Origin of the sequence: Christiangramia forsetii KT0803 (genome assembly GCF_000060345.1) — a bacterium.
In the GTDB taxonomy this organism is placed as follows: domain Bacteria; phylum Bacteroidota; class Bacteroidia; order Flavobacteriales; family Flavobacteriaceae; genus Christiangramia; species Christiangramia forsetii.
Genome location: NC_008571.1, coordinates 3,617,674 through 3,636,706, shown reverse-complemented (window position 1 = coordinate 3,636,706; position 19,033 = coordinate 3,617,674). Strand labels below are relative to the sequence as shown.

At 38.0% G+C, this 19,033-nt stretch carries 8 protein-coding genes; 1 reads left to right on the top strand and 7 read right to left on the bottom strand.

The genetic code is table 11. From position 1 onward, the window contains the following. Window positions 1-75: 75 nt before the first annotated feature. The 7 genes from GFO_RS16370 to GFO_RS16340 form a co-directional block, all read right to left on the bottom strand. On the bottom strand, window positions 76-864 hold the full coding sequence (locus GFO_RS16370) for a glycoside hydrolase family 16 protein (protein WP_011711308.1): 789 nt from the start codon (window positions 862-864) through the stop codon (window positions 76-78). After that, window positions 864-3,137: a beta-glucosidase BglX gene (gene bglX / locus GFO_RS16365; protein ID WP_011711307.1), complete on the bottom strand. Its 2,274-nt coding sequence runs from the start codon at window positions 3,135-3,137 to the stop codon at window positions 864-866. The genes GFO_RS16370 and bglX overlap by 1 nt, the downstream gene beginning before the upstream one ends. 60 nt (window positions 3,138-3,197) lie before the next feature. After that, complete coding sequence (locus GFO_RS16360; protein ID WP_041250174.1) at window positions 3,198-4,853, bottom strand: family 16 glycosylhydrolase; 1,656 nt, start codon at window positions 4,851-4,853, stop codon at window positions 3,198-3,200. Between the two features lie 12 nt (window positions 4,854-4,865). Beyond that, window positions 4,866-7,580, bottom strand: a complete 2,715-nt coding sequence (locus GFO_RS17395; protein WP_011711305.1) for a COG1470 family protein — start codon at window positions 7,578-7,580, stop codon at window positions 4,866-4,868. An 18-nt stretch (window positions 7,581-7,598) separates the two neighbouring features. Then, window positions 7,599-9,080 carry a RagB/SusD family nutrient uptake outer membrane protein gene (locus GFO_RS16350; protein WP_011711304.1) on the bottom strand — a complete coding sequence of 494 codons (1,482 nt, stop codon included), beginning with the start codon at window positions 9,078-9,080 and terminating at the stop codon, window positions 7,599-7,601. A 10-nt stretch (window positions 9,081-9,090) separates the two neighbouring features. Beyond that, window positions 9,091-12,123 (bottom strand): SusC/RagA family TonB-linked outer membrane protein, encoded by a 3,033-nt coding sequence (locus tag GFO_RS16345; protein ID WP_011711303.1) that lies wholly within the window; start codon window positions 12,121-12,123, stop codon window positions 9,091-9,093. A gap of 240 nt (window positions 12,124-12,363) precedes the next feature. Beyond that, entirely contained in the window at window positions 12,364-15,150 is a 2,787-nt protein-coding gene (locus GFO_RS16340; protein ID WP_229664746.1) for a helix-turn-helix and ligand-binding sensor domain-containing protein, read from the bottom strand. A 217-nt stretch (window positions 15,151-15,367) separates the two neighbouring features. On the opposite strand from GFO_RS16340, the gene GFO_RS16335 reads away from it, so the two are divergent. After that, a complete protein-coding gene (locus tag GFO_RS16335) occupies window positions 15,368-18,979 on the top strand; it encodes a hypothetical protein (RefSeq protein ID WP_011711301.1) in 3,612 nt (1,203 codons plus the stop codon). Window positions 18,980-19,033: the final 54 nt, after the last annotated feature.

The window sequence follows — 19,033 nt, the reverse complement described above, 5'->3', positions numbered from 1 at the left end:
TCCTGCTTCAAAGAGATTTCTCCCTATGGTCGAAATGACAACTCCTGAGAATGATGTGAGCCCCCTAGAGCATAATTATTTCAAGTCTTTAGGTAGCTCGGTCACTTTTATATAATCCACATAAAATTTCGCAGGTAATTCGGAATCATGAATTTCTGCACCACCCAGATTACCGCCAATAGCCATATTTACCAGAAAATAGAAGTCTTTTCTAAAAGGATAATTTTCAGCATCATATTTTTTAGGCTTGAACCGGTAAACCTGCTTGCCATCTACAAAATATTCAATATAATCTTTCGTCCAGATAGTTTTGAAAATATGATAGCCTTCTTCAATACCTTCTATTTCTGTTTGTTTACTATTACCATTATCACCGTGGTTCGCAGGGGTATGAAGCGTGCTATAGATAATATTAGGTTTTCGACCAATATATTCCATCAAATCTATTTCTCCGCTTGCAGGCCAGCTCACCTCATCAATATCGGAACCGAGCATCCATATTGCAGGCCAAAGGCCTTTAGTAGTTGCCAGTTTTACGCGCATTTCAATCACTCCATACGTAAATTCCACATTCTCCTTAGAATTGATCTTCCCGGAATAGTACTGATCAGCTTCCTTTAATGCGGTGATCACCATGTTACCATCTTTAACCTCCACATACCGGCGATCGTATATCTGCTCTTCATTATTTCCCCAGCCGCATAGATTAGGACATCCGTCACCTTCTTCATAGTTCCACACGCTCATATCCAGACTGTCTCCATTAAAATCTTCCTGAAAAATGACTTTCTCCTGGGCACAGGACGAAAACATAGTTCCACACACGAAACTTGCAATGATTATTAGTTTAGAAAAAATTTCCATTAGTTGCTGAAATTGAATTTTACAGATTGTACGTCTTCAGAATTTCCACCAACCATAAGTTGAAACTCACCTTCTTCGGCTTCCCATTTTTCTGAAGCATTATAGAATTTAAGCATTTCTTCGTTAATAATAAATTCCACGGTCTTAGTTTCTCCCGGCTCCAACTCGATCATTTCAAATCCTTTTAATTCCTTGACAGGTCTTGCAGTAGTTGCCACGAGATCTCTTAGATATAACTGAACTACTTCTTTTCCTTTTCTATCTCCTGAATTCGTAACCGCAACGCTTAACGTTGCTTTTTCACGCGATTTGATTGATTCAACTGAAAGTTCAGGCCTGGCATAATCAAATTGGGTATAACTAAGTCCATATCCAAATGGATAGAGTGGTCCATTCTCAATATCGGTATAATGAGCATAGGTAACATGTTCAGCACTAAAGGGTCTTCCTGTATTTTTATGATTATAATACAAAGGCTCCTGTCCCACAGCTCTTGGGAAAGAAACCGGTAGTTTTCCTGAGGGGTTATATTTTCCCAGAAGTACATCTGCTATAGCATTTCCACTTTCAGATCCAAGTTGCCACGCTTCCACGATCGTAGGAATATTTTCTGAAGACCAGCTTAATTCCAAAGGCCTTCCATTAATTAACACAAGAACGATATTCTTATTCACCTTATGAACTGCTTTCAGCAATTCCATTTGCAGACCGGCAAGTCCAATCTTAGCCTGACTACGTCCTTCCCCAGACTGAAAAGCATCTTCACCCAGTACCATCACTACCAGTTCGGCATTTTTGGCATTTCTTACTGCTTCGCCCATTCCCGTAGTATCGGTTTTATTGATCTTAAGTGGCATTAGAAAGCTTCTTTCACCCATGCCAAGTTTTATTCCCTGTGCATATGTGATCTGAGCATCTAAATTGGCATTTTTCAATCCTTCCAATACTGAAACAGCCGAATTTTCTTCTCCCTGCGCTCTCCAGTTTCCAATTGGCGTGTCTTTGTCATCTGCCAACGGACCAATAACTGCAATTTTCTTAACTGAAGTTTTAATTGGTAAAAGATCATTTTCATTCTTTAAAAGCACGATGGATTTTTTGGCAATATCCCTCGCAGTAGACATATGTTCCTTGTAAGGCACATTTTTCTTAGTTTCAGAATTAATATATCTGTAAGGATCATCAAAAAGTCCCATTTTAAACTTTACCCGAAGAATCCTTTTTACCGCATCATCAATTAAAGCTTCTTCTACTTTTCCTGCAGCAACAAGTTTTTCGAGCCCGGCTTCATAAGCACCACCTTCCATATCCATATCGCTACCAGCTTTTACGGCAATTTCAGCAGCATGGATTTTGTCTTTAGCGAATCCGTGAGGGATCATTTCAGCAATAGAGCCCCAATCTGAAACCATAAATCCGGTCCAGTCCCAGTCTCCTTTCAGAATTTCTCTTTGTAGGCTTTCACTTCCGGTAGCAGGAATTCCATCAATGGTATTGAAAGAGTTCATAAAAGTTGCCACACCAGCGTCTGCTGCCGCTTTAAACGGTGGTAAAATCACATTATGCAATTCGTTTTCACCAATATTAACCGTGTTATAATCTTTTCCTCCTTCAGCAAAACCATAACCGGCAAAATGCTTTGCGGTTGCGGCTATTGTTTTAGGATTGGAAAGATCTTCCCCTTGATAACCTTTTACTTTTGCCACGGCCACTTTAGAAGTTAAATACGGATCTTCACCCGATCCCTCCATGATACGTCCCCAGCGTGCGTCGCGGGAAATATCTATCATGGGTGAAAATGTCCAGTTCACCCCTTCTGCAACCGATTCTAAAGCAGCAATTCGCGCTGATTCTTCGGCAGCTTCCATATCCCAACTGGCAGTTTCTGCAAGTGGTACAGGAAAAATCGTTTTATAACCATGGATCACGTCATAACCAAACATTAAAGGGATCTTCATCCTGGAGTTTTCCATGTTAAGTTTCTGGGCTTTTTCAGTCGCTTCTACAGAAAGAACATTGAGCATAGACCCAACAAGACCTTTCTTCAGTCTGTCCTCTTTCTGCTTATTTCCAGTTTCAGAAGCAGGTCCCGTAAGATCCCAACTTCCATTATATTGGATCATTTGCCCAACTTTTTCTTCCAGGGTCATCAGGTTTAATACTGAATCTACCTTAGCTTCCACATTTTTAACAGAACTCGGAATCGTTGAATTTTGGGAATATAATCCCATGGTCCCTAAAGAAAGGGACATGAATATTAAAAGTTTTTTCATGATAATTTAAATAAATCCCGGAGATCCAGCCCCGGGAATTTATGGCTTAAACAAACGTAATTATTGATACACTTTGATGTAGTCAATTTCCATAGATGATTCCTGAAAATCAGCATCAATTGCTCCACCAAGTCCGCCGCCCATGGCAACGTTAAGTATTAGAAAGAAGTCTTTATTAAATGGTTTTGAAGCATCATTATCGAACGTGAAATATACTTCCCCGTCTAAAAGGAAGGTAATGCTATCCTCGGTCCACTCTGCCGTATAAATATGAAATTCAGAAGTAGCATTGTTGATTATAGCGTCTCCCACTACAGCATTTCCTCCTGAGTTTCCAGGCAAATGAAGTGCAGATGAAGTCCTATTTGGCTCATTTCCTACCCATTCCATAATATCGATCTCACCGGTTTCAGGCCAACCCACTTCGTCAAAATTAGCGCCTAACATCCAGATAGCAGGCCAGGTTCCTCCTCCGGCAGGCATTTTAGCTCTGGCTTCTATTCTACCGTAAGTGAATTCATAGTTATCCTGAGTAGTAATTCTGGCAGAGGTAAAATCAAATCCACTCTCTGCTTCACGCCTTGCTGTGATCACAAGGTTACCATCCTGTACACTTACATTATCTTCTGTGTAATACTGAACTTCTCCATTACCCCAACCATCGGTTCCATTTCCAATCTCATAATTCCAGGTTTCAGTATCTAAAGCATCTCCATTAAACTCATCAGACCAGGCAAGGTCTTCAAATTGAGTCTCAAATTCTTCTTCTCCACCTCCCGTAGCTCCCTGCTGATCATAAGGTGTGGTAGTGAATTTAAGATACCAGGCTAGCGCAGGATTACTTGCTGGAATTGCCCGTACATACATTGTATTTTCAGTAATTTCAAGAATTTCATAAGTAGAAGTACCAATAAAATAACTCATAAATCCACCGTTCGCATAATTAATTGCTGTTCCTGTAGAACTTTCAATTCCTGAAGTCGCCGGAGCCAGGGATGCGTTTTTATCACCACCGGTATCTAAGTCACGACATTGGTCTTCTCCTGCTCCATCTGTAAAATCTACATTGTAAAACGTCGCACCATTATTATCCTGGTTATAAATAATATCTCCATTGGCATTTAAGCTATAGGTGAGTACATCGGTATAAAAGCAGGCACTTACGTCTTCACCGGCTTTTTCATTTGGAGCCGCAGCATAATAAATAGGACTATCAAAACCATCTCCAGAGGAAGGACCTACCCCTAAATGCCCTGGCTGTGCCGCAGCTACATACCAGGTTTTAGAATCTCCACCGGTTAATAATTCTTTAGTTTCAGGATCATCAAAACTACTAAATACGCTCACTTCTGTAGACATACTGGACATTGCGCCCCCAGTCCCTGAAGCTACCACACTTACCGTATAATCGTTAACTCCATTTCCACTAAACGAATAGGTCACCACTCCGGTACTTGAAATCTTTTCAAAACCATCCCCAAATATAAATTTGTAGGTCATGGCATTATCTGCCTTAGCGGTGAAAATCACTTCCCCACTACCATCTCCATCAGGCATATCAGCACTTGCACCAACAATTTCAAAATCAAGGCTAAGATTGGAGGGAGTACTAACTGTTCCAATATCATAATCATCGTCTACACAGCTAAAGACTGCTAAGGCTAGGATCGCTAACAAGGAAAATTTAATTCCGTTAATAAATTTTATATTTTTCATCTTCATCATTTTCTAATTCTGTTCTATATCATCAATGTAGAAATCACCTGCAGTAAAACCAGCAAAATCCAAGAAAATAGATATTTCATCATATTGACCCGTTGGCACAAATGGCTGTCCGTTATTGGCGTCGTCGCCCTGAACAAAACTGTTTCTGGCATTGTTGAAATTAAAGGATAATTCTTCCCAACCGTTACCGCTATGACTTACTTCCACTTCATTCGCTCGTTCACCATTCATTCCAGTTTCTAATTTAAAGAGTACCTGATAAGCAACTTCAGAATAAACTTTCATAGTGATTGTTTTATTCGAACCTGAAAAATCGATAGCCTCATCCAGTAAAAATGTTAGTGCTTCGTATTGACCTCCCTGATTGGTGACTTTTCCAACCTTAGTATCGGTGGCATTAATCCCTGATTGCTCTGGATTGGTTACCACCTCAAAAGGAACGCTATTAGCACCAGTAGTATACTCGATATCTGCACCAAAATTTATTGGCAGCGCAAAATCTTCCGAAGTTTCACCTCCGCCATTACCGCCAGTACTTCCGGCAGCATTTAAAGTAATATTATCAAAAAAGACAACATTATCCTGCATTCTCTCTTGAAAATCCGGGAATATTACAAGTCCCGTAATATTTGAATTTTCAGGCCTTCCAATCACTCCTGAAAAGTCAAAAGTTAGCTCTTCCCATTCATTAGTTTTTGTATTGGCAACCTTTATCTCTCCGGTAGATCCACCTTCAGGATTCTCAAATTTAATTCCAACATCACTAACCACTGATTTCCAAACCATGATCTTAACAATACTGTTAGATTCATCTAAGGTGAGAGAATTTTGTAGTTGAGTGATGGTTCCGGCAAATGACTGACCTCCCTGTCTAGCTATAAACTTAGCTACAGTAGCAGAAGTATTAACTCCACTTGCATCAGGATTCGAAATAATCTCTAGAGCGGGATTATCTGCATTTTCAAATATAGACCAGTTTGCAGCTGCTCCACCATTCATGGCAGACTCAAAATCTACCGGGAAACTTGTGGTAGTAATTCCTGTGGCACCTCCACCATTTGAGCCATCCCCACCTGTAGCTTGAAAAACATCATCAATATAAAATGTCCCTGCAGTTGCTCCTGCAAAATCTAAAAATATTGAAAATTGATCATATTGTCCAGTTGGCACAAAAGGTTGTCCATTATTGGCATCGTCACCCTGCACAAAACTATTTCTGGCATTATTGGCAAAATCGAACGTTAATTCTTCCCAACCTGTTCCGCCGTGATTTACTTCCACCTCATTGGCTCTTTCTCCATTTACACCGGTCTCGAATTTGAAAAGGACGGGATAGGCAACTTCAGAATATACCTTCATGGTAATCGTTTTATTATCTCCAGAAAAATCTACCGCCTCATCTAAAGTGAAAGTGATAGCTTCAAAATTGGCACCTGCATTAGTTACCGCACCAACTTTTGTATCTGTGGAGTTAATTCCTGATTGATTCGGATTTGTTACGATTTCAAATGAAACTCCAGAATTCGTATAAGCAACGGTTTCAGAGTCAAAAGTTACCGGTAATTTAAATGCTTCTCCAGGTTCGCCCCCGGCTTGCATAACGTCATCTAAATAAAACGTTCCTGCAGTAGTTCCAGGCCCATCAACAAAAAGAGTCATGGTCGCATATTGCCCTTCCGGCACAAAAGCTTCTCCTCCAGGATCTGAATCGCTGATATAACTTGTTTTAGCATTCGTTGCGAAATCAAAACTTATTTCTTCCCAACCTGAACCGGTGTGATTAGCATTCACTTCGTTTTGTCTTTCGTCGTTGACTCCTCCTTCAAACTTAAGCAATAGCGGTACCGCTACTTCAGAATAAAATTTTAAGGTAATTGTCTTATTATCTCCACTAAAATCTACTGGCTCTCCTAACTGGAAAGTAACACCTTCAAAAGCATTACCTGAATTAGTAATGGCACCTACCATAGATTCTTCTGAATTGATACCTGACAATTGAGGATTATCCAGAATTTCAAAATTCGCCCCATTAAAGGTCTCAAAAGCGTAATTTACCGTGGCATCATCAAAAGTAATTGGCAACTTCGATGCGCCCGAAGCAGCAGAAACGCTAACTTCTTCAGAATATTCAACTGTTGCAGCACCTCCTCCACGAGCAACCACTCTAACAGTATAATCTCCTTCTTCGGCATATATATGATTTGCAGATTCCCCATCCATAATAGTGGTCGGTTCTTCGTCTTCTATATCTCCAAAATAAATATCATACACCGTGGCTCCTACCGCCGTTGGGGTTACTATGATCTCTAATGGATTTGTAGTAGATTTTTCTATATCTACCTCAAGTTCTGACGGTGCACCAAAGGATATAGTTACTACTCTAACCAGTTCACTGGTTAAACCGGTAAGACCTACGGCAACTATTCTTAAATTATATTCTCCTTCAGCATAGGTATGGTTCACTGTCTCTCCAGGAGCTACTATAAGGGGATCTTCGCCTTCTGTATCGCCAAAATACACTTGAAATTCAGTCGCCCCTTCAGCAGTTGGAGTAACACTAACTGTCCCCTCCTCGTCATTTGATATATCAAATGCTGCGCTAATACCTGTTGGTGCAGAAACATCCTGCAGTATATATGATGTTTCTTCCTCTTTTTCACAGGAAGTAAATACATTGAAAGCCAGGAATAATACCAGTAATTGTTTTATATGCTTCATTTCTAATTTGTTTTTTTATTAATATCCAGGATTTTGTTCCCAGTTACCCTGAGAGAATTCAATTTCTTCAAGTGGAATAGGAAAAAGTTCGTTTTTATTTGATGAAAAACCATCTATGGCATTTGCTGCTCTTCCGGTTCTCACAAGATCAAAGAATCTATGACCTTCTCCTACAAGCTCCAGGCGTCTATCCATATAGATAGCATCTGTTAACGTAGATCCAGTTGCGGTTACATCATCAAGACCGGCCCTATCACGTACCATATTTAAATAATTTTGTGCTAGCTGATCGTTGATACCTCCACGGTTTAAAGCTTCAGCAGCCATCAACAAAACATCGGCATATCTAATGGCACGGTAATTATTAGGTTGCGTTAAATTTGCATCCCCAACATTATTATTTTGTCTTGGAAGATACTTACGGTTAAAATATCCGGTATGCTTATAACCTTCTACATACGTGGCACCTGTTTCAGCAGCCCAGGCTTCGATATCAAGAATAGAATAATCGCGTCGTATATCATTTTCAGCAAAAAGGTCATATACTTCCTGTACTGGCACATTAAAGCTAAAACCAGACTCAAAAATAGGCCCTGAGTAATTTCTGATTCCCTGGAACCCTACTGCAACATTTCCTTCACTACATTGCAAACAGTCAAATCCTGCTCCTTCTTCTCCGGTATATTGAATTTCAAAAACAGCTTCAGCGCTATTTTCACCTACCTGTTCAAAGAGATTGGTATAATCTTCGTCTGCCTGTGTTCCGTATAAATGATATTGTCCGCTTTCAATTACGTCCTGTAAAACGTCTGCTGATTGCTGAAATTTGTCCTGATATAAATAAACCTTTCCCAGTAATGCCTGTGCAGAGCCTTTGGTTGCACGCCCAACCTGCGGAGCGGTATAATCCATATTATCAATAGCAAATAGAAGATCTGATTCTATTTGTGCATACACTTCACTTACAGGAGAACGAGGTACGGAGGTTTCATCACCAAGCTGAAAACGCTGATCACCGCTTAAAGGAATAGGGCCAAACCATTTAACCAGTTCAAAATTGAAATAAGCCCTTAAGAACCTGGTTTCAGCAATGATCCTGTCTTTACCTTCAAAATCTGTTTTATCCTTAAATTCCAGGATATAATTCGCACGCTGTACACCGGCAAAATTCCAGTCCCAAACATCATCTATATTATCGTTTACAGGAGTATGAGTCATTTCATCTACCTGCTGAAAACCTATCACATCTGTAGCGCTTTCACCTCCACTGAGCGTGTTATCTGAAGCGATCTCTCCAAGTATCACATTTACATACGTCGCTTGAAGCGGATCATAGGCACCTATTAGGGCATCAACGTAGTCCTGTTCAGAATTAAAATAATTTTCTGAATCTATGGTATATTCTTCTGTTTCCTCAAGATATTCATCACTACAGCCCACAAAAGCTATCATAGCGAGTAGGAGAACAACTATATTGAAATTTGATATTTTTAATTTCATAATTTCCTATTTATAAATTAAGGTTTACACCAACTGAGAATATTCTTGGAACAGGATAAAACCCGTAATCAATTCCCCCACCAATAGGCTCACCGGTAGTAGCTGAAGGATCAAAACCTTTATATCTAGTAAAAGTGTATAAGTTATTTACAGAGGCATATATCCTCAACCTATCTATCTTAATTCGTTCCATAAGATCATCTGGAAGAGAATATCCTATTTGAACATTTTGAATCCTGGCATAGGAAGCATCTTCTACAAAAAATTCAGATAGCACATTATTAGATGTCGCTCCTGTAGTTAAACGTGGCACTTCATTGCTGGTTCCAACTCCTCTCCATCTTTCAAGATAGTAAGCAGGCCTGTTTACATTAGGCTGATTTCTTTCATAGTTTCTCACCATATCGTTACCCAAAGAAGCATAGGTATATGCTGAAAAATCAAAATTCTTATAATTCATACTTAAATTGAAGCCCATTGTCACATCAGCAATAGGATCGCCAATATCGGTTCTGTCATCTGTATTTATAACCCCATCATTATTGATATCTACATACTTAATGTCGCCTGCCTGAGCCTGGGCACCAAGAGCCATCTGACTTGGGGCTGCATCAGCTTCCGCCTGAGTTTGAAATAATCCATCAGTTTTATATCCATAAAAATAACCGATAGCATGACCCTCTTCAAAACGGGAAGGTTGAGGCTGCCCAACTCCAAAGGCTCCTCCTGCAATGAATTCAGCTCCATTTACCTGGGTCACTTCATTGTCTATATAGGTTACGTTATAGCCTACATTAAAATTAAAATTATCTCCTATATTATCTGAATACTTTATAGAAAATTCAGCTCCCTGGTTTACAGTAGTTCCTGCATTTACAGTTGGAGAAGCTCCGCCAGGTGCTCCAGTTCCAAAAATTCCGGATACCGGTATAAATGGAATTAGCAGATCTTTTCTTTCTTCTCTAAAAATATCCGTGGTGATGTCAATTCTATTATTTAACATTCTTAAATCCAACCCAAGGTTTATTTTTTCAGCCTCTTCCCATTTAGCCGACGGGTTTGGCAATCCTCCCAAAGCTCGTCCATTTACAAGTTGCCCATCTAAAACATAGGTTGCTTCGCCGTTTAACAAGGCTCTATAGAACTGGTTTTGCCCAACTTCATCATTACCTAAAATTCCGGCACTAGCCCTTAATTTTAAAAATGAAATAACCTCAGAATCTTCCATAAAATTTTCTTCGGAAATGATCCATCCTGCAGTTACCGATGGAAAATAATCGGTTCGATTATCCGGACTGAATCTTGTGGAAGAATCCCGTCTCAACATTCCAGAAACAAGATATTTTCCCTGAAAATCATATTGAAGCCTTCCGAAAAATGACAGTTTTCTAATGTCATAAACATAGGAATCATTACTTTTTTCATCACTGGTTCCGGTAGTTAAGCTTATATCTGCAAACTCCCAGGAATTATTTGGCACATCATAACCGGTAGCAAATAAACCATCTCCCCAATTCCTAATCACCGTCATCCCACCGGTTAAGGTAACGTGGTGAGCATCATTAAAGGTATTTTCATATTTTCCATAAAGGTCAAACGTATAATTATTATCGTTTATCCTGTTTTGGCTCACTGTGCTACGAGTTACATTAAAAACTTTTCCAGGACCAAAATCTACAATAGGAGAAAAACTTTTCGCATCACTCTTCCCGAAATTATATCCAATTCTGGAAGTAAACACCAATTCATCTATGGGTGTAAAATTCAATCCAAAAGTACCATTGAATTTATCCAGGTTATATTCGTTAAATGTATTCTCAATTTGCGATAGGGGATTAATAATCTCATTTCCTAAGAACCCGTTACGATCTTCCTGATCTATATCGAACGTGGGAGCAATGTTCAAAGCATTGAAGAGAACTGAACCCAATCCGTTTTCATTGATACTGTTTCTATCGATATTGGTATATATCGTATTAAAATCGATATCGAAAGCATCGCTTATCTCTACTCCTAAGCTAATTTTTGCTGTACTTCTTTTATACTGCGTTTTCTCCGGAGCAATGATTCCTTCCTGTCTTAAATGAGAACCTCCTACAGCGTAGGTTACTTTTTCGGTTCCGCCAGACAATCCCAGGTTATGACTTATAATTGGAGAAGTTTCAAAAACAGCCTGCTGGAAATCTGTCCCTTCTCCCAAACCACTAACAACTGGAAATGGCAAATCCTGACCTCCATTAGCGTAGCTTTCATTTAAAAGCAACGCATATTCTGTGGCATTTAAAAGCGGAACCTGTCTGGAAGTTTCCTGTACACCATAGTAAGTGTCATAGCTTACCGTGGGAGCCATATTTAGTTCACCGGTCTTGGTAGTTACCAAAATAACCCCGTTGGCCCCGGCAACACCATAAATAGCAGCCTGCGCATCCTTAAGTATCGTCATCGAATCTACATCTGAAGGATTCAGGTTACTAAGTGACTGCACATCTGTTTGGTACCCATCGATAATTACAAGAGGGCCATTTTCAGTATTGGAAGCAATACCCCTAATATTAATATTTAGAGATGCTCCAGGTGCCCCGGAGGTTTGCGTTACCACAACCCCGGAAGAAGTTCCTTGCAATGCCTGAGTTGTTTGTATAGGCTGCAACCCTCTAATTGCTTCATCTGAAACTACCGAGACAGAACCGGTAATATCTTTTCTTTGTTGTGTACCATAACCAATTACAACCACCTCTTCAAGTGATTCTGAATCTGTTTTTAAGGTTACATTAATAGTTTGCTGATCATTAATCGTGATCTCCTGGGTTTCAAAACCAACATAACTAAACTGCAGTATATCTCCCGAAGAGATATCTTCTACTGTATAGTTTCCATCAAAGTCTGTGGTGGTTCCACGTGCTTCTCCTTTTACTATTACATTCACTCCTAGTAAAGGCATGTTGTTTTCATCAGATACTAATCCGCTAACCGGAAAGGATTGCGCATAAGCCCCAAAAAACCCGCTTAGAAAAACAATCAAAAGACAGGTAAATTTCCTCATGTGATTTAATATTAAATTTGCTTTATCAATATATTAACAGATCCTTGTGAGAACAGGAAAATTACCTGTATAAAAAATCTACATCTAAGTATATTATAATAAATACAGACTCTATTTGCTGATATTGCAATCTATACACGCTTTTAGAAAGGAAATATTAATAAAAATGTAAAACGTTAAAAACTAGTAGTGTAAGTCTTTGTAGAGGTAATGTAGAGTTATTTTGAGCAGATGTAAAGTTTAGAGTTCAAGAATATAATCTGTTAAATTGGTTTCCCGGTCTAATTCCATCTTTTTACGCAAACGATATCGTTTGATTTCGACGCTTTTTACAGATATATTTAATAACGGGGCTATCTCTTTTGAAGATAAATTCAGCCTCAAATAAGCACACAATTTAAGATCATTAGAAGTTAGTACCGGATGTTTCCCCTTAATCTTCTTGAAAAAATCTTTATCGGCATTACTAAATGCCTTTTTAAAGAATTTCCAGTTATCTTCTTCACTAATATCTTTATCTATGGTTTTAATAACAGAGTCTACCCTGTGAGAACCATCAGACTCTTTCAACTTATCCTTTATACTGGTAAGAAATTCATTCTTTTTGATAAGGCTCATCGTAGACACGGCAAGTTCCCTATTTTTATTAGCCATAGCCTGCTCCAGTTTATCATTTTTAAGTTTGATAATTTCCTGTTCTGCCTCAAGATTCTTCATTTTTAGGGCGCGTTCATTTTCAGCTACAACTTTACGGTGATGTTTTTTATTGATGATATGTATCAAAAATAATAATAAAAGGAAAATCAGGGAATATCCTATTAAAGCTATAGCACTCAGATAAAATGGTCTATTAATACTAAAATTATAGCTGGCAATTTTGGTTTGACTATTTCCAATTTTAGCTTTTACCTCAAAAGTATAATCTCCGAATCCAAGATTCTTAAAATTTGCTTCCGGAGCATCATTCCATGCACTCCAATTAGAGCTTAAACCTAAAAGTCTATAACTATATAATGTCTCGTAATATTTTTCGTGGACAGGTGCACTAAAATGAAAATTGATATTATTATGTCTAGAATCAAACTCCCCAGATTGCTCAATTCTTACCTTCTCTGCAGTTGCGTCAAGGGCGCTCACTTCTACACGGTTTAGCTTAATGGATATTTCCCGAAACCCGGCTGTTAGATCTTTGAATCTTAAATAGCCATTTGCAATACCAAGTAAATATTGAGAATCTTCAAAAGCTGAAATATTCTCATAACCTACCGCTATATTTCTAAAATCCTGATTTATGAATATAGAATTGATATTATAATCTGTACTCAATTGTGCAGGCTCTATATAAAAGATAGCCTCATTTGAAAAGCCCCATAGTTTATCCCGATTGACTTCACTGATCATTTTACCGGATATGCGATCTATGTCTGATGTTATCGCGTTAAGGCGGTTGTTTTTAGAAAAACTATCTAAATCTTTAGAATATTGGTAGATCTTTTCTTTGGAACTATAATAAAGAGTGTCATCATATCGAAACATACTAGAGGTTATACCCGATTCTTCCGAAAAAGTATAATTTTCAATATCAACGATATCTGATAAAGAATCATTGATCGTCATTTTAAAAACGCCCTTATGCTCGTTGCTCACCCAAACATTTTGAAATTCATCTATTTCTATAAACTTTGACGAGTGAGGAAAATCCCGCAGCATTGGTGATGCCTCAAAACTTCCAGATTTTTTTCTTAAAAAACTTATGCCATTATAATGTCCTTGAACAAAAACTCCATCTTTATATTCTTTTACGATCCATGTACCAAGACGATCACAGACTTTGGTCGCATTTTCACCATCAATTATAAAAGTACCACTATCGTGTCCACATAATAGGCTATTCTGAACTTTATCGATAAACCATACCTGTCCCTCGGTTCCTTTAATAAGCTGAAAATTACTTTCCTTTTTCTTTTTAAAATATAAACCCTGGTTTGTACCAAGATATAGAGTGCCATTTTCTTTGTGGGATGCATATACCGACCCTATTTCGCCCCTATTATCCTGAAATGAGAGAAATGTTGATTTAAGATCTATACTGCTTATACCATAATCCAACCCAGCCCAAATAATCCCGGAATCGTCCATATAAAGATCAAGGACCGTATTGTTCATAAGGATATTCTCCTGGTTAAAGATATTTACTATCCCTCCATTAGCGTCAAGCTGAACCACACCTTTACCAACGGTACCCAGAACCACGCCACCATTTTCCAAATCTATGGCATCCAAAATATTAGGGTTCCCCAATTCAGTATTAAATTCCTGATTCTCTTTAATTAGATGATTTCCATTCCAAATAAAGAATTCAGATTTACCGGTAATAATCGCAAAATTTTGTTCTTTTTTATAGAGGTGCATGACGGCCTTTTCCCCTACGTCCTCTATTGGAATAAACAATTCAGGATTTCCATTTCTGACTTTAAAAAGACCTGCGCCAACTAATTGAAAATAGAGCTCATTTTCTAATTTAAAAATTCCCGAGACAGGTTTCCCTAAAGGATTGTCCATTTTCGTAATCAAATCCTGTTTAGGATCGTAGAAGTAAATTCCACCAAAACTTCTAAAAATAATTAGATCATCTAAGAACTCAATATCCCAGAATTGCTCCCCATCACTAATCGTACTGGAAAACTTAGGAACAAGGCTGGTATATTGCAATCTCCCATATTCGTCCTTTTCCCAATATCCTGCCTCCATATAAGCACCGATATAAATTCGGTTCCCAACTACTTTTAAAGACCTAACGACTGTATTATTAGGAACCGGGTATAAATTCCAGCTTTCACCATTATATTCCAACAACCCGGTACTATTTGCGAAATAGAGATTCTGATTTTCAGCCTGGGCAATCATCCAGTTCTGATTTCCTGCGGAATATTGATTGGGCCCGAAATTAACCACCGGAGGCAGTTCCTGCGCCAGACCTCTAAAACAGCAAAAAAGAACCAGTATTAGAAAGATTTTTTTACTCAAGGAATTTTTCAAATTATGTTTTTCGAAAGAAAGCGCCCCATTAAACACAAAACAATAAAATTTTCATTTAATTTGAGTGATACTTTTTTAGTAAAACTTTTAGGCTTGGATGTTAAAGTATTGTAAAGAGCTATGACATCCTAAAATTTTTAGATTTTTTTGGAAGTTTTATATAGAAAACTACTAAGACAATTTCAATCAAACACCCAAAGCTTTTATGAGCATAATTCAAAAACTACACGAAAATAAATTTTCGAGAAATTTTACTTTTTTTAGTTTATCCCTACTTTTAACAGCTTTTTCGGCAACAGCACAGCAAAATTCTGCTGAGAAGAAAGAAATAGTACACTCCATATATGTTACTTCTAACACCGGACTTAGAACGAACGATTCCAACAAGAAGATCCTAACTGAAATTGTTGAAGCTTCTAAGAAAGAAGATTCGGCAAGCCTGGTTATTGTTGGAAATATAGTTCCTTCAGAAGGTTTTCCAGATAAGGATAATGGCCGGGATAAAGTAAAAAAAGATTTACAGGCAAATTTGCTGGACTTATTTAAAGATTTTAAGGGTAATATAGTTTTTACCCCGGGATATAACGAATGGCAGGATGATGCGCCAGATAATATAGATGATCTGGAATCATTCTTACAGGATAACTCCAGGGCCAAATTCTGGCCTAATGATGGGTGTCCCATTGAAAGTAAAAGCCTTAGTGATGATGTTCAGTTAATCATGATAGATTCGCAATGGTACATTGAAAACTGGGATGATCATCCATACATCAATAATAAATGTGAGATTAAAACCCGAACTCAGTTTCGCGAAGAATTTAATGACGAATTGGAGGATAGCCAGCGAAAAACAGTTATCGTAGCGGTTCATCACCCCATTATGACCCAAACCAAGATTGGCTTTTTTGAGAAGATTATTGGTGCAAGTAGCCAGACCAGAAGAAATCCACAGTTGAAACAATTAATGGGTACTCTGGAAGCACTGGCAAGACAATATAACGACGTCATCTTTGTTTCTGGAAACGATCAAAACCTGCAATATGTTCAGGATGATAGAGTGGAGCAGATTATAGCAGGAGTAACTGAAAATCCTGTAAAGGCAAAACCGGAAAAAGATCATGGAGATTTTGCAGCTTATGATCTTGGTTATGCAAAAATAAATATCAATAAAAATGGAAGTTCCAACGTTGAGTTCTATAAAATTTCTGAAACTGGTTCAGAGAAAATTTTTAATAAACAGATTTCTCGTGAACGTCCCAGTATCGATGAAGTAGAATGGCCAAAAACACGCCTCGGAGAAAACACGATGGCTTCAGTATATACCGAAGAAGAGACCGATAAGGATGGTGTTTTTAAAGCGATTTGGGGTGAGCATTACCGATCTCTCTACAGCAAGAAATTTGAATTTCCTGTTTTATACCTTGATACTATCCCCGGAAATCTGGAAGTGTTAGGAGCTGGTGGAGGTCACCAATCCAGATCTTTAGGTTTTATTGATGAAGATGACCATGAATATACCATGAGAGCTCTTAAAAAAAGTGCCCTTCAATTCCTGCAAACTACCGTAGTTACAACACACTATGTAGAAGATTATCTTGAAAATACCGTTGCCGAAAGATATGTACAGGATTTCTATACCACTGCTTTTCCCTACGGAACATTTCCTGCAGGACGATTTATGGATGAATTAGAAATCTATCATCCTAATTCAAGCTTATATTATGTACCTAAACAAGAGGCATTAGGAGTGTATAATGAAGAATATGGTGATGAATTATACATGTTTGAAGCTCATATTGGTGATGAGAATAAAGATATGTTCGGAAATGCAGATGACGTATTAAATACCTTAGATCTATACCAGGAGATGAGAGAATCTAAAGATGCTTACGTAGACGAAGATATGTTTATTAGAGCAAGATTACTGGATATGCTACTTGGTGACTGGGATAGACATGAAGGCCAATACGAATGGGCTGAGTTTGAAGATGAAAATGGCAAGAAAAAATATCTTCCAATAGCAAAAGATCGTGATCAGGTGTTTCCTAAAACTGATGGTCTTGCACTTTCTCTTATAAGAATGGGTTTCCCCGAATTTAGAGCTATGGAACAATATAGCCCTATGGTAAAAAGACCAAAATGGTTCAATATTGCCGGTTATCCTTTGGATAAGGCCTTCATTAGAAATGCTCAGTGGGAAGATTGGAAAAAACAGGCAGATTATATTCAGAATAATATCACCGATGAAGTAATTCAGGAAGCTTTTGGGGTTTTACCAGAAGGTCTTACTGAAGACTCTTATGTTGCCGATATCAAAAAAACAATGAAAGCTCGTAGAGCAAATCTAGATGAGATCGCCAGGGATTATTACCAACATCTCACCGAATTTGATATGTTCACAGGTACTGAGGAGGACGATAAATTTCTTATTACCAGGAAGCCAAATGGGATCACTACTGTTGAATTAAAGAATGAAGACGGAGAGATCACAGCTAAAAAATCTTATGATTCTAAAATGACCAGGGAGGTCTGGATCTATGGTCTTGATGGAGATGATGAATTCCAAATCGTAGGAGAAGGTTCTGGCCTCGTACCATTGAAGATCATTGGAGGAGAAGAAAATGATATTTATGATTTTCAGAATAAAAAACGTGCTAAACTCTACGATTATAGAAGCAAGGAGAATACCATTAAAACTCCCGGAGCACGTAAAATGTTGGTAGACTCTTATGACATTAATAACTATGACCCTAAAAAGAAAAAAATAAGACAATATACATTTTTGCCAAATGCTGATTTTAATTCAGATCAGGGGTTTAGCCTTGGAGTAAATAATACTTACACCACAAACGGACTTGTAAGAAATCCTTTTACCGCTAAGCATAATTTAACTGCTAATTATTTTTTTACTACCAAGGGCTTTGATGTTGGGTACTCCGGGGAGTTCGCCCATATTTTTCATAATTGGAATTTTGGCCTGGATGCTTATTATTCCAGCCCGAACTATGTGATTAACTATTTCGGAACTGGGAATGATACTGAGTATGATCCTGACGATATAGACAAAGATTACAATAGGGTTAAAATTGAACAATGGAGTTTTGCTCCCTCTTTAATTTACAGAAAGAATAAAAAAGTAAGTTTTTATATCAAACCACTCATTGAATCTATGGAAATAGCTTATGATGAAGGTAGGTTTGTAGCAGATACTTTTGATCAAAGCAATGACATATTTGAAAGCCAGATGTATGCCGGTGGTGAATTGAATTATAATTATTTCAATAAAGACAGGGTCGCTTTTCCTTCAAGAGGTATGGAATTAGATGTCACCGCAGGTTATAAAACCAATATCGATGAATACGATAATAGGTTTGCGTACATAAAACCGATGCTATCATTAAACTATCCGCTGCACGAAAGTGGTTTTGCCGCACTTGCAACAAAAATTGGTGGTGAAGCCATCATTGGAGATAATTATGAGTTCTATCATGGTGCTACTTTAGGAGGTGGAAATATGAACAGTCTTCGCGGATATAGAAATGAACGTTTTAATGGGAAATATGCTTTTTACCAGAATATTGATTTAAGAAGTGGTATTACACAATTTAGAACCAATTTTGTCCCGCTTAGACTTGGAGCCAGTTTAGGTTTTGATTATGGTAGAGTTTGGGTTGATGATGACAACAGTAGCGACTGGCACACTAATTATGGTGGATCTATTTTCATAAATGCTTTCAAAGCATTTACAGGAAATATAGGATACTATGTTGGAGATGAAGGAGGTCGAGTTAATTTTACTTTTAATTTCGATTTCTAGGAATCTATCTATAGAGTATAAAAAAACCACGCTGATTATTTACCAGCGTGGTTT